Origin of the sequence: Serratia sp. CY84636, from assembly GCF_052166245.1 — a bacterium.
GTDB lineage: Bacteria > Pseudomonadota > Gammaproteobacteria > Enterobacterales > Enterobacteriaceae > Serratia > Serratia nevei.
Genome location: NZ_JBJNOX010000006.1, coordinates 1 through 23632, shown reverse-complemented (window position 1 = coordinate 23632; position 23632 = coordinate 1). Strand labels below are relative to the sequence as shown.

Annotated in this window: 17 protein-coding genes, 1 tRNA gene and 2 rRNA genes; 6 read left to right on the top strand and 14 right to left on the bottom strand. The window is 62.2% G+C overall.

The window, feature by feature from the left end; genetic code table 11:
• Window position 1: 1 nt before the first annotated feature.
• The 6 genes from ACJ8QI_RS17150 to ACJ8QI_RS17125 form a co-directional block, all read right to left on the bottom strand.
• A complete protein-coding gene (locus tag ACJ8QI_RS17150; RefSeq protein ID WP_049201530.1) occupies window positions 2-1651 on the bottom strand; it encodes a Na/Pi cotransporter family protein in 1650 nt (549 codons plus the stop codon).
• 240 nt (window positions 1652-1891) lie between these two features.
• Window positions 1892-2884 carry an ABC transporter ATP-binding protein gene (locus ACJ8QI_RS17145; RefSeq protein WP_442532857.1) on the bottom strand — a complete coding sequence of 331 codons (993 nt, stop codon included), beginning with the start codon at window positions 2882-2884 and terminating at the stop codon, window positions 1892-1894.
• 4 nt (window positions 2885-2888) lie between these two features.
• Window positions 2889-3674: an ABC transporter permease gene (locus ACJ8QI_RS17140; protein WP_049201534.1), complete on the bottom strand. Its 786-nt coding sequence runs from the start codon at window positions 3672-3674 to the stop codon at window positions 2889-2891.
• 17 nt (window positions 3675-3691) lie between these two features.
• Window positions 3692-4537 (bottom strand): ABC transporter permease, encoded by an 846-nt coding sequence (locus ACJ8QI_RS17135; protein WP_016930298.1) that lies wholly within the window; start codon window positions 4535-4537, stop codon window positions 3692-3694.
• Window positions 4534-5343: an alkaline phosphatase family protein gene (locus ACJ8QI_RS17130; protein WP_060660189.1), complete on the bottom strand. Its 810-nt coding sequence runs from the start codon at window positions 5341-5343 to the stop codon at window positions 4534-4536. Before ACJ8QI_RS17130 ends, ACJ8QI_RS17135 begins: the two co-directional genes overlap by 4 nt.
• Before the next feature lie 11 nt (window positions 5344-5354).
• A complete protein-coding gene (locus ACJ8QI_RS17125; protein WP_100397035.1) occupies window positions 5355-6416 on the bottom strand; it encodes an ABC transporter substrate-binding protein in 1062 nt (353 codons plus the stop codon).
• 193 nt (window positions 6417-6609) lie between these two features.
• Here ACJ8QI_RS17125 and ACJ8QI_RS17120 point away from each other — a divergent pair, with 193 nt between their 5' ends.
• Entirely contained in the window at window positions 6610-7320 is a 711-nt protein-coding gene (locus tag ACJ8QI_RS17120; RefSeq protein WP_060425131.1) for a UTRA domain-containing protein, read from the top strand.
• Between the two features lie 37 nt (window positions 7321-7357).
• Here the strand turns inward: ACJ8QI_RS17120 and metH are convergent, their stop codons facing one another.
• Window positions 7358-11053: a methionine synthase gene (gene metH / locus ACJ8QI_RS17115; protein WP_442532856.1), complete on the bottom strand. Its 3696-nt coding sequence runs from the start codon at window positions 11051-11053 to the stop codon at window positions 7358-7360.
• Between the two features lie 196 nt (window positions 11054-11249).
• Between metH and iclR the strand changes: the two genes are divergently transcribed.
• The 5 genes from iclR to ACJ8QI_RS17090 all read left to right on the top strand — a co-directional run bounded on the left by iclR (window position 11250) and on the right by ACJ8QI_RS17090 (window position 16807).
• Window positions 11250-12080 carry a glyoxylate bypass operon transcriptional repressor IclR gene (gene iclR / locus ACJ8QI_RS17110; protein ID WP_004936648.1) on the top strand — a complete coding sequence of 277 codons (831 nt, stop codon included), beginning with the start codon at window positions 11250-11252 and terminating at the stop codon, window positions 12078-12080.
• Between the two features lie 252 nt (window positions 12081-12332).
• Window positions 12333-12872, top strand: coding sequence for a gluconokinase (gene gntK / locus ACJ8QI_RS17105; RefSeq protein WP_038874371.1), 540 nt, complete (start codon window positions 12333-12335; stop codon window positions 12870-12872).
• Window positions 12869-14206 carry a gluconate transporter gene (gene gntU / locus ACJ8QI_RS17100; RefSeq protein WP_442532855.1) on the top strand — a complete coding sequence of 446 codons (1338 nt, stop codon included), beginning with the start codon at window positions 12869-12871 and terminating at the stop codon, window positions 14204-14206. The genes gntK and gntU overlap by 4 nt, the downstream gene beginning before the upstream one ends.
• Window positions 14207-14304: 98 nt before the next feature.
• Window positions 14305-16119, top strand: coding sequence for a phosphogluconate dehydratase (edd, locus tag ACJ8QI_RS17095; RefSeq protein WP_087762607.1), 1815 nt, complete (start codon window positions 14305-14307; stop codon window positions 16117-16119).
• Between the two features lie 46 nt (window positions 16120-16165).
• The gene (locus tag ACJ8QI_RS17090) at window positions 16166-16807 is read left to right on the top strand and encodes a bifunctional 4-hydroxy-2-oxoglutarate aldolase/2-dehydro-3-deoxy-phosphogluconate aldolase (RefSeq protein ID WP_060440936.1); all 642 of its coding nucleotides are present in this window, start codon (window positions 16166-16168) and stop codon (window positions 16805-16807) included.
• A 1-nt stretch (window position 16808) separates the two neighbouring features.
• On the opposite strand, the gene aceK is transcribed toward ACJ8QI_RS17090, so the two are convergent.
• The 7 genes from aceK to rrf (ACJ8QI_RS17055) all read right to left on the bottom strand — a co-directional run bounded on the left by aceK (window position 16809) and on the right by rrf (ACJ8QI_RS17055) (window position 23632).
• Window positions 16809-18563 carry a bifunctional isocitrate dehydrogenase kinase/phosphatase gene (gene aceK / locus ACJ8QI_RS17085; RefSeq protein ID WP_060425122.1) on the bottom strand — a complete coding sequence of 585 codons (1755 nt, stop codon included), beginning with the start codon at window positions 18561-18563 and terminating at the stop codon, window positions 16809-16811.
• A gap of 69 nt (window positions 18564-18632) precedes the next feature.
• Window positions 18633-19940: an isocitrate lyase gene (aceA, locus tag ACJ8QI_RS17080; RefSeq protein ID WP_004936630.1), complete on the bottom strand. Its 1308-nt coding sequence runs from the start codon at window positions 19938-19940 to the stop codon at window positions 18633-18635.
• A gap of 41 nt (window positions 19941-19981) precedes the next feature.
• Window positions 19982-21580 carry a malate synthase A gene (gene aceB, locus ACJ8QI_RS17075; protein WP_049201549.1) on the bottom strand — a complete coding sequence of 533 codons (1599 nt, stop codon included), beginning with the start codon at window positions 21578-21580 and terminating at the stop codon, window positions 19982-19984.
• Between the two features lie 374 nt (window positions 21581-21954).
• Window positions 21955-22884 carry a homoserine O-acetyltransferase MetA gene (gene metA / locus ACJ8QI_RS17070; RefSeq protein WP_049201551.1) on the bottom strand — a complete coding sequence of 310 codons (930 nt, stop codon included), beginning with the start codon at window positions 22882-22884 and terminating at the stop codon, window positions 21955-21957.
• A 381-nt stretch (window positions 22885-23265) separates the two neighbouring features.
• Window positions 23266-23381, bottom strand: a 5S ribosomal RNA gene (gene rrf, locus ACJ8QI_RS17065).
• A gap of 45 nt (window positions 23382-23426) precedes the next feature.
• Window positions 23427-23502 (bottom strand) — tRNA-Thr (locus ACJ8QI_RS17060).
• A 14-nt stretch (window positions 23503-23516) separates the two neighbouring features.
• Window positions 23517-23632 (bottom strand): 5S ribosomal RNA (gene rrf / locus ACJ8QI_RS17055).

The window sequence follows — 23632 nt, the reverse complement described above, 5'->3', positions numbered from 1 at the left end:
TTTACAGCGTGCTTGGGGTGTCTTCCCAGTCGCGATCGTCGTCCTTCGCATCCTGATCCAACACGTTGTAAGCCACGGCGCAAAACAGCGAGTTCAGGCGCTTCATGTCCCCCAACAACCCCAAATGCAGCGAACTGGTCTCGATGCTCTGCACGTTTTGCTGGTGCAGGCGATCGACGTGCGCGTGCGCGTAGCGGCGATCCAGAATGCGGAAGCGGTGCTTGGAACGGCGCAGGCGCTTGGCGCTGGTAACGTCGCCGGACAGGAACACCGACAGCCCCAGACGCAGGTTGCCGATCAGCCGCTCGTGCAGCCCATCCAGCTCCGCCAGCCCTTCCGTCGAGAAGGCCCGGCGCGCGGCGTGCGACTTGGCGCCCACGTCGCCGGCCATGCGTTCGATGATGTCGCCCGCCTGTTCCAGGTTGAGCGCCATTTCGATGATCTCCGCCCAGCGGCGCGAATCTTCCTCGCCCAGATCCTCCTTCTGGATCTGCGCCAGATACAGCTTGATGGCGGTGTACAGCACGTCGACGTCGTCATCCAGACGCCGCACCTCTTTATCCACCCCTTGCTTGCCGTGCAGCACTTCGCGCTGCAGGATCATCATGTGTTCCACCACGTCGCCCATCCGCAGCGTTTCGCGCGCCGCGTTGGCCAGCGCCAGCGTCGGCGTGTCCAGCGCGCTGGCGTCCAGATGGCGCGGCCGCATGCGCGGATCGTCGGCCGCCACGTCGACGATTAGCCGCTCGCACAGCGTGGCCATCGGCCCGGCCAGCGGGATCATCACCAGGCAGCGGATCAGGTTGTAGAACACGTGGAAATAGATCACCAGTTCTTCGCTGCCGCCAGGCAACTGAGCCATCACATCCGCCAGATAGGCGACGAACGGCAGCACCAGCACGCACCCCACCAGCTTGAACAGCAGGCTGCCGAGCGCCACGCGCCGCCCGGCGGCGTTCTGGCCGCTGGCGTTGATCATCGCCAGCAGGCCGCTGCCGAGGTTGGCGCCGATCACCAGGCAGAGCGCCACCTTCAGCGAAATCACGCCGGACGCGGTCAGGGTGGCGGTCAGCAGCACCGCCGCCAGGCTGGAATAACTGACGATGGCGAACAGCGCGCCGGTCAGGGCGTCCAGCATCACGTCGCCGGTCAGCGACGAGAACAGCACTTTGACCCCGGCTGCCTGGGTGATCGGCGTGGCGGCGGCCACGATCAGCTCCAGCGCCAACACGATCAGCCCAAGGCCGATCAGGACGCGCCCGATCTGGCCGATCCGCATCTGTTTGCGGCTGAGGAACAGGAAGACGCCGACCAGGATCAGCAGCGGCGACAGCCAGGAAAGATCGAAGGTCAGCACGCGCGCCATCAGCGCGGTGCCGACGTCGGCGCCGAGCATGATCACCAGCGCAGGCGCCAGCCCCACCAGCCCCTGAGCGACGAAAGAGGTCACCAGCAGCGCCGTGGCGTTGCTGCTTTGCACCAGCGCGGTCACGCCAATGCCGGAAACGAACGCCAGCGGCTTTTTCTCAACGCTGTCGCTCAACACGCGCCGCAGATTGGCGCCGTAAACCCGCATGATCCCGGTGCGCACGATGTGGGTACCCCACACCAACAGCGCCACGGAGGAAAGCAGGTGAAGAAGGGTCAGCACGGAAGATACGCTCCATTAACGCCCGGCCAAAGGAGGCTGATACCCGATGCCTGTCAGGCGGTGCGGACGGACGGAACGGTTCTGTTCGCCTTAGCCACAGCCGGTAGGCCAAAAGATGACGGATACAGCGCGCGGTCCCGCCTGCCGGGCGTAGGTCTGGCAGGACAGCGGGCGGGCGGCAGACCGCAGAAAAGAAGGGTTAATGCGGCGGCGGAAAGGCCCCGGCGCCGCGCTGCGAAGTCATGCAACTTCCCGCAATACAACAGGTTCCAAGTGTAGCCCAATTTCCGCGCCGTCGGGCCGCAGGTCGGCCACCGACCGGTTGAGCACGTCAACCAGCAATTCTACACCGCGAACCTGAATCCGATAGCGTACCACATTCCCGAGCAAACTGTGGCCCAGGATCACCCCGCCGATCCCCTGCCCGGCCGGCAACAGGCCGATAGACTCGGGCCGGATCGCCACCTTGCCGGCATAGCTGCGCCCGGTCAGCTGGGCGGCCTGTTCGGCGGTCAGCAGGTTATAGTTGCCGATAAACCCGGCGGCGAAGGCGTTCGCCGGCTGGGTATACAGGGTTTCCGCATCGCCGCTCTGCACGATCTGCCCCTTGTTCATCAGCACGATGCGATCCGACAGGGTCAACGCCTCTTCCTGATCGTGGGTAACGAAGATCGCCGTCAGGTTCAGCTCGCGTTGAATGCGCCGGATCTGCTCGCGCAGGTGTTTGCGGATACGCGCGTCCAGCGCCGACAGCGGTTCGTCGAGCAGCAGCAGCCGCGGGCGGGTGACCAGCGATCGCGCCAGCGCCACGCGCTGACACTGGCCGCCCGACAGCTGATGCGGATAGCGCTTCGCCAGATCGCTCAGCTCCACCAGCGCCAGCACCTCCTGCACCCGCTGGCCGATCTGCCCGGCCGCCAGCTTCTGCATTTTCAGACCGAAGGCCACGTTGCCTTCCACCGTCATATTGGGGAACAGCGCATAGCTTTGGAACACCATGCCGATGCCGCGCTTTTGCGGCGCCAGCGGCACCAGATCCTGGCCCTGCAGCAAAATGTGCCCGCTGTCGACCGGGGTCAGGCCGGCCAGGCAGCGCAGCAGCGTCGATTTGCCGCAGCCGCTCGGTCCCAGCAGGGTGACGAACTCCCCCTCTTCGGCGGTGAAATCGATATCCTGAAACACCTGGGTCTGGCCATAGTGTTTGTTCAGGCGGGTGACGTTGAGATAAGCCATCGGGTTAACCCTTGTTTTTATTCAGCAGGTTCGCCAGCCAGGTGACGAGCAGCACCACGGCGAAATAGGAAATAACCAGCGCGCTGGTGAAATGCCCGCTGCCGTTGCGCATGTTGAACAGATAGACCTGCAGCGTTTCATACTGGCTGCCCACCAGCAGGTTGGCGAACACGAACTCGCCGATCAGGAACGAGAACGACAGCAGCACGGCGATCGTTCCGCCCTTGCGCAGGTTCGGCAGCACCACCAGCAGCGCCGCCTGCCAGGTACTGGCGCCGAGCAGATGCGCGGCGTCCATCAGATCGCGCAGGTTGATCGCCTGCATGTTGTTGCTGATGGCGCGGTAGATAAAAGGCAGCGCGATGGTGAAATAGCAGCCCACCAAAATCCAGGGGGTGCCGAGCAGCGGCAGCGGATCGGCAGCGAACAGCTGCATCAGCCCCACCGCCGACACCACCGGCGGCACGGCGAACGGCAGCAGAATCAGCACGTTCATCACCGCGTCCAGCTTGGGGAAGTAGTAAGCAATCACAAACATCGCCGGCAGGATCACCACCACCGACAGCAGCAGCGTGCCGAAGCAGATCAGCAGCGAATGCCACAGCGCCTGCAAAAAGCGCGGGTCGCTCCACAGCGCCGTCAGCCACTTCAGGGTAAAACCGTCCGGTAAAATGGTGGCGCCCCATTGGGTTGCCAGTGCGTAAATCAGCGTCGCCGCCAGCGGCAGCAACAGGATCAGCAGCAGCAGGCCGGTCACCGTGCGGTGATAGAGGCGTTCAGCACGCGACATTCGCATTCTCCATTCGGTTATGAGCGCGCATTGAGATAGCTCCTGCGCAGCATCCATTGGTGGATCACCGTGATAAACGCCATCATCACCACCAACAGCATCGCCAGCGCGCTGGCCAGGTTCGGATCGAGGGAGATATCCCCCGCCACCAGCGCCGAGATGCGGATCGGGATCACGTTGAAATTGCCGGTGGTCAGCGCGTACACCGTGGCGTAGGCGCCCAGCGCGTTGGCCAGCAGGATGACGAAGGTGCCCATCAGCGCCGGCGCCAGCACCGGCAGGCCGATATGCCGCCAATAGCGCCAGGGGCCGGCGCCGAGCAGCGCCGCCGACTCGCGCCAGTCGGCGCGCAGCGCATCGAACGCCGGATACAGCAACAGCACCCCCAACGGGATCTGGAAGTAGGTATACAACACGATCAGACCGCTCTTCGAATAGAGATTGAAACTCTCCATCAGACCGTATTTGCGCAGCAACAGCGTCAGGCAGCCGTTCAGCCCCAACAGAATGACGAAGGCGAACGCCAGCGGCACCCCGGCGAAATTGCTGGTCATGTTGGTGAACGACATCACAAAGTCATGAAATCGGGTCTGGCCGAGCTGGCGCAGCGAGTAACTGCCCACTAATGCAATCAGCAAGCCGTAGACGCTCGACCACAGCGAGATCTCCAGCGAGAACTGAAAGGCCTGCAGGTAGAACGGCGACGTGAGGATATCGACATAGTTGCCCCATCCCCAACCGCTGCTCTCGCTGAAAAAGCTGTGAACGGCGATCCACACCAGCGGGGCGATCTGAAACGCGCCGAACAGCACGATAAACGGCAGCAGGCACAGCGCGGCGATCCATTTGGTTTTGCTGTTCATCGCGCATCCTGCGCCAGCAGCGCCCGGCAGCGCGGCTTGTCGTGCGGCGCCTGCAACAGATCGCAGATCGTGCCGCACAGCTCGGTTTGCTGCGGATCGGCGTCGTCCAGGCTGAAGCCCGCGCCGAACACGAACAGCGGCACCTGGCGCTCTTCCGGCAACACGCCGCCGTGGCTGCGATCGTCGTTCATGCCGTGGTCGGCGGTAACCAGCACCTGATAACCGGCGGCCAGCCACTCGGGCAGGTAACGCGACAGCGAACCGTCGGCGCGGCGCGCCGCGTTGCGGTACTGCGGCGAAGAGAGGCCAAAGCGGTGCCCGGCGTCGTCGATATTCATCGGGTGGACCAGCAGAAAGTCCGGCTGATGACGCTGGCGCAGGCTTTCGGCGTCGTCGAACAGATGGCTGTCGGGATAGCCGTCGTCGTAATAGAAATGCCCGTGCTGGATCGGCAGCTCAGGCGCGTCGGTATGGCGGTCGCGCGCGGCGTCGAACGGCGTGCGGTTATACAATTCGCTGAACCAATGATACGCGGCGGCGGCGGTGGTCAGCCCGGCGGCGCGCGCGTAATGAAACACGCTTTGTTGATGAGAAAGGCGCGAGACGTGGTTGTGCACCACGCCGCTCTCCACCGGCGTGACGCCGGTGAGGATGCATTCATACAGCGGCCGGGAGAGCGAGGGCAGCTCGCTCTCCAGCAGGTACAACCGTCCGCGTCCCGCCGCGCATTCGGCCTGCAGATAGCCCATGGCGTCGTGCGCCACCCGGTAGTTGAGGCCGTCCAGCAGCACGAGGATCGTTTTCATGGTGCGTTAACTCACTGCTGCATAAACATAATGACGTTTTCCTGCCACAGACGCGGCAGCGCTTTGGCGCTCTGTTCCCAGGCCGCCGGATCGGCGATCGGGTGCGCGTTCTTGTACTGCTCGGCCGGCAGCAGCTTGGCTTTGACGTCGTCCGGCAGCGTCAGATGTTCGGCGCGGATCGGGCGGGCATAGCCGCGCGCCAGGTTGATCTGGCCAGCGTCGGAGAAGATGTATTCGCGCGCCAGCTTGGCGGCGTTCGGGTGCTTGGCGTATTTGTTGATGATGGTGGTGTAGCCGGAGGTGATCGAGCCGTCCGCCGGGATCAGCACTTCAAAGCGGGTTTTGTCGATCTGGTCGCGGTAGTTCAGGCCGTTGAAGTCCCACACCACGCCGACCTGCACTTCCCCTTTCTCCAGCGATGCGATCACCGGGTTACTCAGGCTCAGGCGGCCGGCCTTGGCCAGCTTGCCGAAGAATTCCAGGCCCGGCTTGAGGTTTTTCTCGTTACCGCCCATGGCGTAGGTGGCCGCCAGCACGCCGCTGGCCGCCTGCGACGCAGTGCCGACGTCGCCGATGGTGACCTGATAGCTGCCCTTCAGCAGATCGGCCCAGCTGTGCGGGATATCTTTCACCTGCTGTTTATTGATGATGAAGGCGATGGTGCCGGTGTAAGCCAGCGCCCAGTGGCCGTCTTTGTCTTTCGCCCAGTCCGGCACCTGATCCCAGGTGGAGGGTTTGTACGGCTGCGTTACGCCCTTCTGCACCGCCACCGGGCCGAAGGCCGCGCCGACGTCACCGATGTCCGCCGTGGCGTTGTTCTTTTCCGCATCGAATTTGGCGATCTCCTGTGCGGAGCTCATGTCGGTATCGACATGCTTCAGGCCATATTTGCTCAACAGATCTTGCCAGGTGCCTTTCCAGTTGGCCCAGCTGTCCGGCATGCCGACGCTGTTGACTTCGCCTTCTTTTTTAGCGGCCTGCTCCAGCGCCGCCAGATCGGTATCCGCGGCCCAGCTCATCTGGCTGGATAACACGATGGCACTGGTTAACACAGAAGCGCACAAACGTTTCATAACTGATGCTCCAGGTGATAGTGTGGGGATGGCTGGACTAGTCCAGCAAGGACCAAACCAATCTAACGGACGAATGTGATAATTATATGTCAGCTTAAAAAAGCGACAGTTTTATCACCCATTGCAACGGCGAAAACGCGACGCTGGTCTACCTTAAGGGAGGCCAAACGCACTGAAACGGGACACCCGCTGTATGAGTGAAGCACCGACGACCGTAGCGACCATCTGCCAAACGCTGAACGCCCGCATCACCGCAGGCGAGTTTGCCGTGGGCGGCAAGCTGCCCTCCGAACGCGCCCTGAGCGAACAGTTCGCCACGACCCGCATTACCTTGCAGGAGGCGCTCGGTCAGCTGGAGGCGCAGGGCGTCATCTACCGCCAGGTGCGGCGCGGCTGGTTCATCTCGCCCCCGCGTCTTATCTACAACCCGCTGCAGCGCAGCCATTTTCACGCCATGGCGCAGCAGCAGGGGCGCGCCGCCCATACCGAGGCGATCGACAGCGCGCTAGTCACGCTCGACGCGCCGCTGGCCGGCCGCCTGGCGCTACCCCCCGGCGCCGAGGCCTATCGCATTCGCCGGCTGCGCTATATCGACGGGCGCGCGGTGCTGTACTGCGAGCACTACCTCAACCCGGCCTATTTCCCCGGCATTCTGGAGGAAGACCTGACCCAGTCGCTGACCGCGCTGTACGCCGCGCGCTACGGCATCCACTACGGGCGGGTGCGTTTCGACATGCTGCCCACCCTGCTGCCGCAGCAGGCCGCCGCCATGCTGAAGGTGACCTACGGCAGCCCGGCGCTGTTCATTACGCGGGTGAACCGCGATCAGCACGACCGGGTGATCGATTGCGACCTGGAGTATTGGCGTTACGATGCGCTGCACATCGACGTGGAAGCGCAGTAAATGACAAGGGCGCATCGCTGCGCCCTTAAAGAGGAAATCAGTCGGCGTCGTAGCCGAGGTTAGGTGCCAGCCAGCGCTCGACCTCGCTCACGCTCATCCCTTTACGCACCGCGTAGTCTTCCACCTGATCGCGCTGGATCTGCGCCACCGCGAAGTACTTGCTTTCAGGATGGCTGAAGTACCACCCGGACACCGCCGCCCCCGGCCACATGGCGAAGGACTCCGTCAGCTCCATGCCGGTGTGGCGGTTGACGTCCAGCAGCTGCCAGATGGTCGCTTTTTCGGTGTGCTCCGGGCAGGCCGGGTAACCCGGTGCCGGCCGGATGCCCTGATAGTTTTCGCGGATCAGCTCTTCGTTGCTCAGGCTCTCGTCGGCGGCATAGCCCCAGTGCAGCTTGCGCACCTGTTCATGCAGGTATTCGGCGAAGGCCTCTGCCAAGCGATCCGCCAGCGCTTTGACCATGATTTTGTTGTAATCGTCGTGCTGCGCGTCGTAGGCCGCCGCCAACGCGTCCTCCTCCAGCCCGCCGGTCACCGCGAAGGCACCGAAGTAGTCGGCCTTGCCACTGCTTTTCGGCGCCACGAAGTCCGCCAGGCAGTAGTTCGGGAAGTCGGTTTTTTCCGTCTGCTGGCGCAGATGGCGGCTCACCGCCAGCACCTCGTCACGCCGTTCGTCGCGGTATACTTCCACGTCGTCGCCGACGCGGTTGGCCGGGAACAGGCCGTAAACGCCGCGCGGGTTGAGGCTGCGCTCGGCGGCCAGCCGATCCAGCATCTGATTGGCGTCGTGGAACAGGCGCTTGGCCTCTTCCCCCACCACCTCGTCTTCCAGGATGCGCGGGTATTTGCCCGCCAGCGACCAGGTCATGAAGAACGGCGTCCAGTCGATGTAGTGGCGCAGCGTCTCGATGCCGGCCGCCACCGGGAACACGCCGAGCTGCCGCGGCGCCGGCGGCTGATAATCGGCCCAGTCCAGCGCCATGGCGTTGACGCGCGCCTTCTGCAAATCGACCGGCGGCGTGCGCGGCTTTTTACGCGCGTGCTGAATGCGCACCGTTTCATACTCTTTGCGGGTGCGCGCCACAAACTCGTCGCGCTGGGTGGCGGACAGCAGCGCCGACACCACGCCCACGGTGCGCGAAGCATTCTGCACGTAGGTGGTCGGGCCGCTGTAGTTCTGCTCGATTTTCACCGCGGTGTGCGCCTTGGAGGTGGTGGCGCCGCCGATCAGCAGCGGCAACCTAAAGCCCTGGCGCTCCATCTCTTTCGCCACGTTGACCATCTCGTCGAGCGACGGCGTGATCAGCCCCGACAGGCCGATGATGTCCACGTTCTCCTCGCGCGCGGTGCGCAGGATTTTCTCCGTCGGCACCATCACGCCCAGATCGACGATTTCATAGTTGTTGCACTGCAGCACCACGCCGACGATGTTCTTGCCGATGTCATGCACGTCGCCCTTCACCGTCGCCAACAGGATTTTCCCCGCAGAGGTGCCCTGCTGCTTGCTGGCCTCAATGTACGGTTCCAGATAGGCCACCGCCTGCTTCATCACGCGGGCGGATTTCACCACCTGCGGCAGGAACATCTTGCCCTCGCCGAACAGATCGCCAACCACGTTCATCCCCGCCATCAGTGGCCCTTCGATCACTTCGATCGGGCGTTCGGCCTGCTGCCGCGCTTCTTCGGTGTCCAGCTCGATAAACTCGGTGATGCCCTTCACCAGCGAATACTCGAGCCGTTTCTCCACCGGCCAGCCGCGCCACTCCGCCTGCTGTACCGCCGCTTCGCCGTCTTTGCTGCCGCGGTACTTTTCCGCCAGCTCCAGCAGGCGTTCGGTGCCGTCTTCGCGACGGTTGAGGATCACGTCCTCTACCGCCTCGCGCAGCTCGGTAGGCAGATCGTCATAAATCGCCAGCTGCCCGGCGTTGACGATGCCCATGTCCATGCCGTTGCGAATGGCGTGATACAGGAACACCGCGTGGATCGCTTCACGCACCGGATCGTTGCCACGGAACGAGAACGACACGTTAGACACGCCACCGGAGATCATCGCGTGCGGCAGGTGGGTTTTGATATCGGCGCAGGCTTCGATAAAGTCGACGGCGTAGTTGTTGTGCTCTTCAATGCCGGTAGCGACGGCGAAAATGTTCGGGTCGAAAATGATGTCTTCCGGCGGGAAGCCGACGCGCTCGGTCAAAATTTTATAGGCGCGGCGGCAGATCTCGAACTTGCGCTCGCGGGTGTCCGCCTGCCCCACTTCGTCGAACGCCATCACTACCACCGCGGCACCGTAGCGGCGCACCAGTTTGGCGTGATGGATAAAGGCCTCTTCGCCCTCCTTCATCGAGATCGAGTTGACGATGCCCTTGCCCTGAATGCACTTCAGGCCTTTCTCGATAACGGACCACTTGGAGGAGTCGATCATGATCGGCACCCGGGCGATGTCCGGCTCGCCGGCGATCAGGTTAAGGAAGCGCACCATCGCCGCTTCGGCGTCGAGCATCCCCTCATCCATGTTGATGTCGATGATCTGCGCGCCGCTCTCGACCTGCTGACGCGCCACGTCGAGCGCCTCGTTGTATTTCTCTTCTTTGATCAGCCGCTTGAATCGCGCCGAACCGGTGACGTTGGTGCGCTCGCCGACGTTGACGAACAGGGTGTTGGCGTCGATGGTCAGCGGCTCCAGGCCCGCCAGGCGGCAGGCGACCGGGATCTCCGGCAGCCGGCGCGGCGGCACGCCCTCGACCGCGTTGGCCATCGCGGCGATATGTTCCGGCGTGGTGCCGCAGCAGCCGCCGATGATATTGAGGAAGCCGGCCTGCGCCCACTCCCCGACCTGGCGCGCCATCTCGGCCGCATCCAGATCGTACTCGCCGAAGGCGTTCGGCAAACCGGCGTTCGGGTGCGCGGTGACGTAGGTCTCCGAAATGCGCGCCAGCTCGGCGACGTACTGACGCAGTTCGTCCGGGCCCAGGGCGCAGTTCAGGCCGAAGGTCAGCGGCTTAACGTGGCGCAGCGAATTGTAAAACGCTTCGGTCGTCTGGCCGGACAAGGTGCGGCCGGAGGCGTCGGTGATGGTGCCGGAAATCATGATCGGCAGTTCCACCCCCAGCGCTTCGAATTCGGTTTCCACTGCAAAAGCGGCGGCCTTGGCATTCAGGGTGTCGAAGATGGTTTCGATCATGATCAGATCGACGCCGCCCTCCACCAGCGCGCGGGTCGATTCGCGGTAAGCCGCCACCAGCTCATCGAACGAGATGTTGCGGAACGCCGGATCGTTGACGTTCGGCGAGATGGACGCAGTGCGGTTGGTCGGCCCCAGCACCCCGGCGACGTAGCGCGGTTTTTCCGGCGTGCGCGCCGTCCACTCATCGGCGCAGGCGCGCGCCAGACAGGCGGCCTGATAGTTAATCTCGGCGGACAGCGACTCCATGTGGTAGTCGGCCATGGCGATGGAGGTGGAGTTGAAAGTATTGGTCTCAAGGATATCGGCGCCCGCCTCGAGATAGGCGTAATGAATGGCGGTGATCACTTCCGGCTTGGTCAGCACCAGCAGATCGTTATTGCCTTTCAGATCGCTGCGCCAGTCGGCGAAACGCTCACCGCGGAAATCGCGCTCGTCCAGACGGTAGCTCTGGATCATGGTACCCATGCCGCCGTCCAACACCAAAATACGCTGCGCTAACTGGCGGCGCAGTTGTTCTACTCGATTCGTCACTGTAACCCCTTCCATTGCCATCCAGCCCATCGCTCAACTGCCGCAAAAACCAACGAGTCATCCTAGCACAGCTTGTAGGGACAAAGGGCCGGGCGACAATTGAGAGTTTTTCAGGTTGTGCGCCAACACCTCCGATGAGCTGGCGGCGACTTGCAATTCATCGACAAAAAACGAAAATGAATTCCATCATACGGAAAAAGGAATCTCACCCATGGCCACCCCTGCTCCCGCCAAACGCGGCAAGAAGCCCCGCGCAGCAGCCCCGGCCGCCAGTGCGGCGACCGGCCAGGTACAATCGTTGACCCGTGGCCTGAAGCTGTTGGAATACATTTCGGAAGCCCAGGGCAACGTGGCGCTGACCGATCTGGCGCAGCAGGCCGGCCTGCCGAATTCCACCACTCACCGCCTGCTCACCACCATGCAGCAGCAGGGATTCGTGCGCCAGGTCGGCGATCTCGGCCTGTGGACCATCGGCTCGCACGCCTTTGTGGTCGGCAGCAGCTTCCTGCAAAGCCGCAACCTGCTGGCGATGGTGCATCCGACGCTGCGGCGCCTGATGGAAGAGTCCGGCGAAACCGTCAACCTGGCGGTGCTGGATACCAGCGAGTACCAGGCAATCATCATCGATCAGGTGCAGTGTACGGCGCTGATGCGCATGTCGGCGCCGATCGGCGGTAAACTGCCGATGCACGCCTCCGGCGCCGGCAAGGCGTTCCTCGCCACCCTGCCGGACGATCAGGTGACCAAACTGCTGCACAAGAAAGGCATGCACACCTACACGCCGCACACCCTGACGCCGCACAACCTGAAAGAGGGGCTGGCGCAGATCCGCAAACAGGGCTTCTCCTTTGACGACGAAGAGCACGCGCTCGGCCTGCGCTGCGTGGCGGCCTGTATCTTCGACGAGCACCGTGAAGCCTTCGCCGCCATCTCCATCTCCGGCCCGGTGTCGCGCATCACCGACGATCGCGTGATCGAACTGGGGGCGCTGGTGATCCACGCGGCGAAAGAGATCAGCCTGGCCTACGGCGGCGTGCGCTGATCCTACCCCTCCAAGGGCGCCCCTGCGCGCCCTCTCTCCCGATTCCTTGCTCTGTTGTCAGCATGTAACAGGCTATCGGCATCCTGTTTAGCACACGGGAAAAAAGCTTGAAGCCGATCACAGTTAACGATCCTCACGGCGAAAGCCCATTGCAACCGCTCACACTTCCTTCGACAATGTTACCGATAACATGTTACCGGTAACAATCAAGCTGAACGAAGGTAACGTCACCCGGTGTTTTGGAGCCAAGCCATGACCAACAATCAAAATCGCATTTACGTCGTTATGGGCGTTTCCGGCAGCGGTAAGTCCGCCGTCGCCGCCGCCGCGGCCCGCCAACTCTCCGCCGGCTTCCTCGACGGCGACTTCCTGCATCCGCGCAGCAACATCCTGAAAATGGCCGCCGGCGACGCGTTGAACGACGACGATCGCGCCCCATGGCTGGCCGCGCTCAACGATGCCGCCTTTGCCATGCAGCGCACCAACAACGTGTCGATCATCGTCTGCTCGGCGCTGAAAAAGCAGTATCGCGACCGCCTGCGCGCCGGCAACGGCAACCTGTCGTTTATCTACCTGCACGGCGAGTTCCCAGTGATCGAATCCCGCCTGGCGGCGCGTAACGGCCACTTCTTCAAACCGCAGATGCTGGTCACCCAGTTCGCCGCGCTGGAGCAACCGGGCGCCGACGAAAGCGACGTGATGGCGATCGACATCAACCAACCGCTGGACGCGGTGATCGCCGATACCGTGCGCCATATCCAGAGCTTCCTGCCGCAGGACGTGTGCGCGTGAGTACCGTTACGCTGGTCGGTACCGCAGTCGGCTCGGTTTTACTGCTGTTATTCCTGGTGATGAAGGCGCGCATGCACGCCTTCGTCGCGCTGATGCTGGTGTCCATCGCCGCCGGCATTTTCTCCGGCATGCCGCTGGACCATATCGCAGACACCATGCAAAAAGGCATGGGCGACACGCTGGGCTTTCTGGCGATCGTGGTGGCGCTGGGGGCGATGTTCGGCAAGATCCTGCATGAGGTCGGCGCGCTCGATCAAATTGCGGCGCAATTGCTGAAACGATTCGGACAAAGCAAGGCGCACTATGCGCTCGGCATCGCCGGCCTGATCTGCGCGCTGCCGCTGTTCTTCGACGTGGCGGTGGTGCTCCTGATCGGCATCGTGTTCGCCGTGGCGCGCCGCACCGACGGCAATATCGTCAAGCTGGCGCTCCCGCTGTTCGCCGGCGTGGCCGCCGCCGCCTCCTTCCTGCTGCCGGGGCCGGTGCCGATGCTGCTGGCTTCGCAGATGAAGGCCGACTTCGGCTGGATGATCGCCATCGGCCTGGTGGCGGCGGTGATCGGCATGCTGATCGCCGGCCCGCTGTACGGCAGCTTTATCAGCCGTTTCGTCAACTGGCCAATGCCGCCGGAAGAGAACGAGCCGACGCTGACCAAGGGCAATCTGCCGTCATTCGGCTTCAGCCTGGCGCTGGTGCTGTGCCCGCTGGTGCTGGTCGGCATGAAAACCATCGGCGCGCGGCTGGTCACTCCGGGTTCACAGCTGCAGCAGTGGCTGGAGTTTATCGGCCACCCGTTCACCGCCATCCTGCTGGCCTGCCTGATCGTGATTTACGGCCTGGCGAAACCGCGCGGCATGAGCAACGAACAGACGCTGGCCATCTGCTCCGCCGCGGTGCAACCGGCCGGGATCATCCTGCTGATGACCGGCGCCGGCGGGGTGTTCAAACAGATCCTGGTGGATTCCGGCGTAGGGCCGGCGCTGGGTGACGCCATGATCGGCGCCGGCCTGCCGATCGCCGTGGCCGCCTTTGCGCTCTCCGCCATGGTGCGGGTGATTCAGGGCTCGGCCACCGTCGCCTGCCTGACCACCGTCGGCCTGGTGCTGCCGGTCACCAGCCAGCTCGGATTGAACGGCGGGCAGCTGGCCGCGCTGGCTATCTGCATCGCCGGCGGCTCCATCGTGCTGAGCCACGTCAACGACGCCGGTTTCTGGCTGTTCGGCAAATTCACCGGCGCCAACGAACTGCAAACGCTGAAAACCTGGACGGTGATGGAAACGATTCTGGGCAGCGTCGGCGGCGCTATCGGCATGATGGCATTCACGATGTTTTAAATCCCAAATCGCCCCCGGCCTTGCACACCAGGGCTGCAAATCACCACCGGGGGCACCGCCACAGGCGGCGACTATAACAACAGCAATGTGAGGAAGGCATGATTAACCCAACCTTGTCCCGTGTCACACAGCGCATCACCCACCGTTCCCAGGCCAGCCGTGCCGCCTATCTGGCGCGTATCGAAGCGGCCCGTTCCCAAACCGTCCACCGCGCGCAGCTGGCCTGCGGCAACCTGGCCCACGGCTTCGCCGCCTGTCAGCCCGATGACAAGACGGCGCTGAAAAACATGGTGCGCAGCGATATCGCCATCATCACCGCCTATAACGACATGCTGTCGGCCCACCAGCCGTACGAACACTACCCGCAGCGGCTGAAACAGGCGCTGCAGGCGGTGGGCGCCGTGGGCCAGGTAGCCGGCGGCGTGCCGGCGATGTGCGACGGCGTGACGCAGGGGCAGGACGGCATGGAGCTGTCGCTGATGAGCCGTGACGTGATCGCCATGTCGGCCGCCGTCGGCCTGTCGCACAACATGTTCGACGGCGCGCTGTTCCTCGGCATCTGCGACAAGATCGTGCCCGGGCTGGTGATGGCCGCCCTCTCCTTCGGCCACCTGCCCGCGCTGTTCGTGCCGGCCGGCCCGATGAGCAGCGGTTTACCCAACAAGGAAAAGGTACGCGTGCGCCAGCTGTACGCCGAGGGCAAGGCCGACCGCCTGGCGCTGCTGGAAGCCGAGGCCGCGTCCTATCACGGCATCGGCACCTGCACCTTCTACGGCACCGCCAACACCAACCAGATGGTGATGGAAGTGATGGGCCTGCACCTGCCGGGCGCCTCTTTCGTACATCCGGACACGCCGCTGCGCGACGCGCTGAACGACGCCGCCGCGCGCCAGGTGACGCGACTGACCGACACCGCCGGCAACTACCTGCCGATCGGCCGCCTGGTGGACGAGAAAGTGGTGGTAAACGGCATCGTCTCGCTGCTGGCCACCGGCGGCTCCACCAACCTGACCATGCATCTGGTGGCGATGGCGCGCGCAGCAGGCATCATCATTACCTGGGACGATTTCTCGGAGCTGTCGGAGGCGGTGCCGCTGCTGTGCCGCATCTATCCGAACGGCCCGGCCGACATCAACCAGTTCCAGGCCGCCGGCGGCGTGCCGCTGGTGGTGCGCGAGCTGCTGCAACACGGGCTGCTGCACGAAGACGTGCACACCGTGGCCGGTTTCGGCCTGCACCGCTACACCCAGGAACCCTGGCTGGATAATGGCCAGCTGGTGTGGCGTGAAGGCGTGGCCGGCTCGCTCGACGCCAGCGTGATCGCCAGCGTCGCTCAGCCGTTTGAGCATCACGGCGGCACCAAAGTGATGACCGGCAATCTGGGCCGTGCGGTGATGAAAACCTCGGCGGTGCCCGCCGACAACCAGATCATCGAAGCGCCTGCGGTGGTGTTCGACAGCCAGCACGACATCGTGCCGGCGTTCGAAGCCGGCAAGCTGGATCGCGATTGCGTGGTGGTGGTGCGCTTCCAGGGGCCGCAGGCCAACGGCATGCCTGAGCTGCACAAGCTGATGCCGCCGTTGGGCGTGCTGATGGATCGCGGCTTCAAAGTGGCGCTGGTGACCGACGGCCGCCTGTCAGGCGCCTCCGGCAAGGTGCCTTCCGCCATCCACGTCACCCCGGAAGCCTATACCGGCGGCCTGCTGGCGAAAGTGCGCGACGGCGATCCGATCCGCGTCAACGGCCGCAGCGGCGAGCTGCAGGTGCTGGTCGACGCCGACGAACTGGCCCAGCGCGCGCCATGCCAGCCCGATCTGAGCGCAGAACACATCGGCTGCGGCCGCGAGCTGTTCGGCGCGCTGCGCAGCCAGCTGTCCGGCGCCGAGCAGGGCGCCTGCTGCATCAAATTTTAATCGATAGCCTGGCCGCCTGGCGGCGGCCACAGAGGAGAACGTCATCATGAACCAATGGAAAACAAGTGCCGAGCAGATCCTGACGGCGGGGCCGGTGGTGCCGGTCATCGTGATCAACAAGCTGGAACATGCGGTGCCGCTGGCGAAAGCGCTGGTCGCCGGCGGCGTGCGGGTGCTGGAAGTGACGCTGCGCACCGCCTGCGCCATGGACGCCATTCGCGCCATCGCCCAAGAAGTGCCGGAAGCGATCATCGGCGCCGGTACCGTGATCAATCCCCAGCAGCTGCGTGAAGTGACCGAGGCCGGTGCGCAGTTCGCCATCAGCCCAGGATTGACCGACGAGCTGCTCAAGGCAGCCATCGCCGGTTCCATTCCCTTAATCCCAGGCATCAGCACCGTTTCCGAGCTGATGCTGGGCATGGATTACGGCCTGCGTGAGTTTAAATTCTTCCCGGCGGAAGCCAACGGCGGCGTAAAAGCGCTGCAGGCGATCGGCGGCCCGTTCCCGCAGGTGCGCTTCTGCCCGACCGGCGGTATCTCGCCGGACAACTACCGCAGCTACCTGGCGCTGAAAAGCGTGCTGTGCATCGGCGGCTCCTGGCTGGTGCCGGCGGACGCGCTGGAAAGCGGCGACTACGCCCGCATCACCGAACTGGCGCGCGCCGCCGTCGCGGGCGCCCAGGCCTGATTTACATCGCAGCGGTGGCGGCCGGCAGCGCCGCCCCGCTGCGCTGGCTGAACCGCTGCTTCTTGCGGTAAGCGAACACGTCTTCCACGTGCCCCTCGCGGATGCGCTGCTGCAACCCGCGCCAATACTCAGCGGTAAACAGATCGCTGTGCAACTCCTCAAACACCTGCCGAATGCGCCGATCGCCGCACAGGAAGTGGCGGAACTCCTCCGGGAACACGTCGTTGGGCGCGATGCTGTACCACGGCTCACTGGCCAGCTCGTCCTCCGGATAACGCGGCGGCGGAATGTCGCGGAAGTTAACCTCGGTCATGTAGCAAATTTCGTCGTAGTCGTAGAACACCACCCGCCCGTGGCGCGTCACACCAAAGTTCTTGAACAGCATGTCGCCGGGGAAGATATTGGCGGCGGCCAGCTGCTTGATGGCATTGCCGTACTCTTCGATCGCATCGCGCATCTGCTGATCGTTGGCCTGCTCCAGATACAGGTTCAGCGGCGTCATGCGCCGTTCCATATACAGGTGCTTGATCACGATGCGATCGCCGAGATCTTCCAGTTTGCCCGGCACTTCGCGCTGCAGTTCCGCCAACAGCGCCGGACTGAGGCGCGCCTTGTCGACGACGAAATTCTCGTACTCCTGGGTATCCGCCATGCGCCCGACGCGATCGTGCTCTTTCACCAGCTGATAGCAGGCCATCACCTGCGCCTGCGTCACCTCTTTTTGCGGGGCGAACTCGTCCTTGATCACTTTGAATACCCGGTCGAAAGACGGCAAGGTGAACACCAGCATCACCATGCCCTTCACCCCCGGCGCGATGATAAATTGCTCCTGCGACTGCGCCATAAAGGTCAGGTATTCGCGATAGCATTCGGTTTTGCCATGCTTCTGGCAGCCGATCGCCATGTACAGCTCGGCGGTGGTTTTGCCCGGCAGGATCTCACGCAGCCACTCCACCATCGCCGCCGGCAGCGGCGCGTAGACCATGAAATAAGAACGGGCGAAGCCGAAGACGATGCTGGCCTCAGCCTTACCGGTCAGGCAGGCGTCGATAAACAGCGCGCCCGATTCGCTGTGGTGGATAGGCAGCAAGAACGGATAAACGCCGTCGGCCAGGCGCAGCTTGCCGACCAGCCAGGCGGCCTTGTTGCGGTAGAACAGTTCGTTGGCGATCTGGAAGGTTGCCCCCGCCAGCTGCTGTGCGCTGAAGGCGCGTTGCAGCGCCTGAGTGATGTAGCGAATATCGCGCGTCAAATCCTCCCACGGCAGACGCAGCGGCAGATCGCTCAGTACGCTGCGCAGCATCGCCGGCAGATCGCCATTGGGCGTGAAATCGCGCGCCAGCGGACGCGGAATATCGCGAAAGCGCCGCTCCGGCTGCGAACTGAAGACGAAAAGCTTGTCCGGCGTCAGATCGCGGTGCTTGAACAGCCGGCAGTAGACCGAGTTAAAAAAGCTTTCGGCGATCTCGAAACGCGGATAGTCCGGCAGCAGGTCGATATAGACCGCTTTGACCCGGCTGGGGAAGTCGGCGTCGAAGTATTTCTGCCCGGTGATGCATTTGAGCTGCTCCACCACCAGGCCGACGTGATGGTCGTACAGATGGATGCGCTTTTTCATCGCCTGCTGCACCGCCGGCCAGTCCGCCTGCTCGAAGCGCTGCTGCGCGCCGGCGGTCACTTCCAGAAAGCGGCCATACTGCGCATCGAAGCCCTGCAGGATCGTCTGTGCGATCAACAACTCCAGTTTTGCCGCCATCCTTACCCCCGCCAGAAAAAGAAGCCTGCGCATGCAGGCTCCGGGTGAAACGTCTTCAAGCTTGCCGCATCAGAACTGCTGTTCTTCCGTCGAACCGGTCAGCGCGGTGACCGAAGAGGCGCCGCCCTGAATGATGGTGGTGACCTTGTCGAAGTAGCCGGTGCCCACCTCTTGCTGGTGCGACGCGAAGGTGTAGCCGCGATCCACCGCGGCGAACTCCGCCTGCTGCACCTTCTCGACGTAGTGTTTCATGCCCTCGCCCTGCGCATAGGCGTGCGCCAGGTCGAACATGTTGAACCACATGCTGTGGATGCCCGCCAGCGTAATGAACTGATACTTGTAGCCCATGTCCGACAGCGCCTGCTGGAAGCGGGCGATGGTCTGGTCGTCGAGGTTCTTCTTCCAGTTGAACGACGGCGAGCAGTTGTAGGCCAGCAGCTTGCCCGGGTATTTGGCGTGGATGGCGTCGGCGAAGCGCTGAGCGGCATCCAGATCCGGCGTTGAGGTTTCGCACCACACCATATCCGCGTAAGGGGCGTAAGCCAGGCCGCGGCTGATCGCCTGCTCGACGCCGGCATGGGTACGGAAGAAGCCTTCCGCCGTGCGCTCGCCGGTGACGAAGGCGCTGTCATACGGATCGCAATCGGAAGTCAGCAGGTCGGCCGCATCGGCGTCGGTGCGGGCGATCACCAGCGTCGGCACGCCGAGCACGTCGGCCGCCAGGCGCGCGGCGACCAGTTTCTGGATCGCTTCTTGCGTGGGCACCAGCACTTTGCCGCCCATATGGCCGCATTTCTTCACCGCCGCCAGCTGGTCTTCAAAGTGCACCCCGGCGGCGCCGGCGGTGATCATCGCTTTCATCAGCTCGAAGGCGTTCAGCACGCCGCCGAAGCCGGCTTCCGCATCGGCGACGATCGGCAGGAAATAATCGGTGTAGCCTTTGCTGCCCGGCTCAATCTGGTTAGCCCATTGGATCTGATCGGCGCGGCGGAAGGTATTGTTGATGCGCTCGACGACCTTCGGCACCGAGTCCACCGGATACAGCGACTGGTCAGGGTACATGGCCGCCGCGCTGTTGGCGTCCGCCGCCACCTGCCAACCGGACAGGTAGATAGCCTCGACGCCGGCTTTGGCCTGCTGCAGCGCCTGGCCGCCGGTCAGCGCGCCCAGGCAGTTCACGTAGCCTTTGCGCGCCTTGCCGTTCAACAATGCCCACAGTTTGGCGGCGCCGTTTTGCGCCAGGGTGCATTCCGGGTTGACCGAACCGCGCAGGTTGATCACGTCTTCGGCGCTGTAAGGGCGAGTGATGCCTTCCCAACGGGCCGATTTCCATTCCTGTTCCAGCTGCTGGATCTGTTGAGAGCGAGAGGTAGACATAATTTTTATCCTTTCAGTCGTGTAGGGTTGATTGGGAAAACTCAGGCCAGCAGCTCATAGCCGGGCAGCGTCAGGAAATCGATTAATTCATCTTGCGTGGTGATGCGCTCCATCAGGCGCGCCGCCTCTTCGAACCGGCCGGCGTTAAAGCGCGCTTCCCCCACTTCTTCACGCACCACCAACATCTCTTCTTGCAGCATCTGGCGGAACAGCGCCTTGGTGACCGGACGCCCGTCGCTCAGGCTCTTCTCGTGGTGGATCCACTGCCAGATTGACGTACGGGAGATTTCCGCCGTCGCCGCATCTTCCATCAAACCGTAAATCGGTACGCAACCGTTGCCGGAGATCCAGGCTTCGATGTACTGCACCGCCACGCGGATATTGGCGCGCATCCCCGCCTCGGTGCGTTCGCCGTCGCACGGTGCCAGCAGCTGTGCGGCGCTGATCGGCGCGTCTTGCTCACGCAGCACCTCCAGCTGGTTTTGGCGATCGCCCAATGCTTTGCCAAATACCTCCATCACCGTATCCGCCAGCCCCGGGTGCGCCACCCAGGTGCCGTCGTGGCCGTTGCTGGCCTCCAGCTCTTTGTCCGCCCGTACCTTATTCAACACCCAGTCATTTTTCTCGGCGTCTTTGCTCGGGATAAACGCCGCCATACCGCCCATGGCGAACGCGCCGCGCTTGTGACAGGTTTTGATCAACAGACGCGAATAGGCGCTGAGGAAAGGTTTCTCCATGGTCACCGACTGACGATCCGGCAGCACGCGATCGCCATGATTCTTCAGCGTTTTGATGTAGCTGAAGATGTAATCCCAGCGGCCGCAGTTCAGGCCGACGATGTGGTCGCGCAGGTGGTAGAGAATTTCGTCCATCTGGAACACCGCCGGCAGGGTTTCGATCAGCACGGTCGCTTTGATGGTGCCGCGCGGCAGATCGAAACGATCCTCGGTAAAGCTGAAGACATCGCTCCACCAGGCCGCCTCTTCCCAGGACTGGGTTTTCGGCAGATAGAAATACGGGCCGCTGCCCTTGGCCAACAGTTGGCGATAGTTGTGGTAGAAGTACAGCGCGAAATCGAACAGGCCGCCGGGAATGGCTTCATCACGCCACAGCACGTGTTTTTCCGGCAAATGCAGGCCGCGCACGCGAGCGATCAATACCGCCGGGTTCGGTTTCAGCTGGTAGATTTTGCCGGCTTCATTGGTGTAGGAAATGGTGCCGTTAACCGCATCGTGCAGGTTAATTTGGCCGTCGATGACTTTGTCCCAGCTTGGCGCCAGCGAGTCTTCGAAGTCCGCCATGAATACTTTTACGTTGGCATTAAGCGCATTGATCACCATCTTGCGCTCAACCGGCCCGGTGATCTCGACCCGGCGGTCACGCAAATCTTGTGGAATGCCGCGGATCTGCCAGTCACCTTCACGAATGGAAGTGGTTTCCGAAATAAATCCCGGCAGTTCGCCGCGATCGATATTTTGCTGCCAGCGGACACGCGCCGCCAGCAGCTCGTTGCGCCGCGGCGTGAATTTCCCCACCAGTTCCGCCAGGAATTCAACCGCTTCATCGGTCAACACCTGGCGCTCCGCTGCGGCGAAACCCTGCGTAAACCTTAACTCCGTGCCTGCTATCTGTTGTGTCATGACCTTGCTCCTTCCCATCGTTGCGCTCGCGCGACCGGCGCATTTTCATCAGAAATCACTGTGGATCAGGGTGGATGAAACGATCCTCAACTGGTCAGATCTCATCCCGATAGCTCTAAGAATACTCAACAAAAAATAAAAATCAAAAACCATTTCCATTTTATTATTAAATATTTTATTAACACTTTATTATCAATTGGTTAGATAAAATAACAATAATGACAGGTAAGGAAATCGCTTCCATCATAGTGATAAAGATGCGCTAACGCCTTGTTTAACAATGGACTTTAAGGAGGTGTGACGGAGAAAAAGAGGATCGTTCAGAGGATCAACGGCGCGGCGGCCTCGATTCAGCCGCCGGCGAGCAGAAAAAATCAGTCGAGCGTCGGATTCATATGGCGCAGATCATACGGCGTGATCTGGTAGACGTAATAGTTGAGCCAGTTGGAGAACAGCAGATGGCCATGGCTGCGCCAGGTGGCTTTCGGTGTCAGTGCGGGGTTGTCGTCGGGGAAGTAGTTGAGTGGAACGGCGGGATCGAGGCCGGCTTCGTTATCGCGACAATACTCTCCTGCCAGGGTCAGCGTATCGTATTCCGGATGGCCGGTGACAAACGCCAGGCGTTTGTCCTTGCTGGCAAACAGGTAGGCGCCGGCCTGCTCGGATTCGGCCAGAACATCCAGGTCGGTATATTGACGAATCACCTCGGTCGGGAAATCGGCATAGCGTGAATGCGGCGCCAGGAAGCTTTCGTCGAAGCCGCGTGTCAGCAACGCATGCTGCTGCAGCGTTTGGTGCGGATAAACGCCGGAGAGCTTCACCTCGCGCGTCATCTTGGGAATGCCATACAGAATATTCAACGCCGCCTGTACCGCCCAGCACACGAACAGCGTGGAGGTAACGTGGTGCTTGGCCCAGTCGATCACGCGCTCGATCTGCGGCCAGTAGGCAACATCGCAGAAATCGACCAGCCCCAACGGCGCGCCGGTAACGATCAAACCATCGAAGTTCTCGTTCTGGATATCCTCGAAGTCGCAGTAGAAGTTATTCAGATGCTCGGCCGGCGTGTTCTTCGATTCGCGGCTATCGATACGCAGCAGCTGGATATCAATCTGCAGCGGCGAGTTGGACAGCAGGCGCAAAAACTGGTTTTCCGTTTCGATCTTCTTTGGCATCAGGTTGAGGATCAGCACTTTCAGTGGCCTGATTTCCTGTGTTTTTGCCCGCGAGGATGTCATCACGAAGACATTCTCACCGCGCAAGAAATTGACCGCAGGTAACTCATCAGGAACACGAATCGGCATTGCTTAACCCTCACACATCCATTTATACGTTTAGACTTCTAGATGCCCGAAGATAGCGTTTTTTTCCGTCGATGTCGAGCATTCGGCGAAAAGGTGAAAATGTTTCATTGCGCGCTCTGCGCCAAGATATGAGGAGGGGGAGTAAAGGGACTGAAAAGCAAAAAGGCCATCCTTTCGGATGGCCTCTTGGCTTATTTGATGCTTGGCAGTGTCCTACAGTATTCGTCTCATCCTGAGACTCTCCCCTGCGGGGCCGCCGCAAGCGGCGTTAAGGCCCGTTCCCGACGGGCCTTTCGCATGCCCATGCTCGAGCAGAACACCAAATAACAGACAAAACAAAAAGCCCCATGCTTTCGCATGAGGCTTGTTGTTTTATTTGATGCTTGGCAGTGTCCTACTCTCGCATGGGGAGACCCCACACTACCATCGGCGCTACGGCGTTTCACTTCTGAGTTCGGCATGGGGTCAGGTGGGACCACCGCGCTATTGCCGCCAAGCAAATTCTTTTTTCTGCCGAACTTCTAAACCCACTTTAAATAAAGTGGTGCTGATACCCAGAGTCGAACTGGGGACCTCACCCTTACCAAGGGTGCGCTCTACCAACTGAGCCATATCAGCACGCTTAATTTGATGCCTGGCAGTGTCCTACTCTCGCATGGGGAGACCCCACACTACCATCGGCGCTACGGCGTTTCACTTCTGAGTTCGGCATGGGGTCAGGTGGGACCACCGCGCTATTGCCGCCAGG

What these genes read in the sequence shown, in the direction of transcription:
- ACJ8QI_RS17145 (WP_442532857.1), bottom strand. Translation starts at nt 2,884, where the DNA reads ATGGCTTATCTCAACGTCACCCGCCTGAACAAACACTATGGCCAGACC.
- ACJ8QI_RS17140 (WP_049201534.1), bottom strand. Translation starts at nt 3,674, where the DNA reads ATGTCGCGTGCTGAACGCCTCTATCACCGCACGGTGACCGGCCTGCTG.
- ACJ8QI_RS17135 (WP_016930298.1), bottom strand. Translation starts at nt 4,537, where the DNA reads ATGAACAGCAAAACCAAATGGATCGCCGCGCTGTGCCTGCTGCCGTTT.
- ACJ8QI_RS17130 (WP_060660189.1), bottom strand. Translation starts at nt 5,343, where the DNA reads ATGAAAACGATCCTCGTGCTGCTGGACGGCCTCAACTACCGGGTGGCG.
- ACJ8QI_RS17125 (WP_100397035.1), bottom strand. Translation starts at nt 6,416, where the DNA reads ATGAAACGTTTGTGCGCTTCTGTGTTAACCAGTGCCATCGTGTTATCC.
- ACJ8QI_RS17120 (WP_060425131.1), top strand. Translation starts at nt 6,610, where the DNA reads ATGAGTGAAGCACCGACGACCGTAGCGACCATCTGCCAAACGCTGAAC.
- metH (WP_442532856.1), bottom strand. Translation starts at nt 11,053, where the DNA reads ATGGAAGGGGTTACAGTGACGAATCGAGTAGAACAACTGCGCCGCCAG.
- iclR (WP_004936648.1), top strand. Translation starts at nt 11,250, where the DNA reads ATGGCCACCCCTGCTCCCGCCAAACGCGGCAAGAAGCCCCGCGCAGCA.
- gntK (WP_038874371.1), top strand. Translation starts at nt 12,333, where the DNA reads ATGACCAACAATCAAAATCGCATTTACGTCGTTATGGGCGTTTCCGGC.
- edd (WP_087762607.1), top strand. Translation starts at nt 14,305, where the DNA reads ATGATTAACCCAACCTTGTCCCGTGTCACACAGCGCATCACCCACCGT.
- ACJ8QI_RS17090 (WP_060440936.1), top strand. Translation starts at nt 16,166, where the DNA reads ATGAACCAATGGAAAACAAGTGCCGAGCAGATCCTGACGGCGGGGCCG.
- aceK (WP_060425122.1), bottom strand. Translation starts at nt 18,563, where the DNA reads ATGGCGGCAAAACTGGAGTTGTTGATCGCACAGACGATCCTGCAGGGC.
- aceA (WP_004936630.1), bottom strand. Translation starts at nt 19,940, where the DNA reads ATGTCTACCTCTCGCTCTCAACAGATCCAGCAGCTGGAACAGGAATGG.
- aceB (WP_049201549.1), bottom strand. Translation starts at nt 21,580, where the DNA reads ATGACACAACAGATAGCAGGCACGGAGTTAAGGTTTACGCAGGGTTTC.
- metA (WP_049201551.1), bottom strand. Translation starts at nt 22,884, where the DNA reads ATGCCGATTCGTGTTCCTGATGAGTTACCTGCGGTCAATTTCTTGCGC.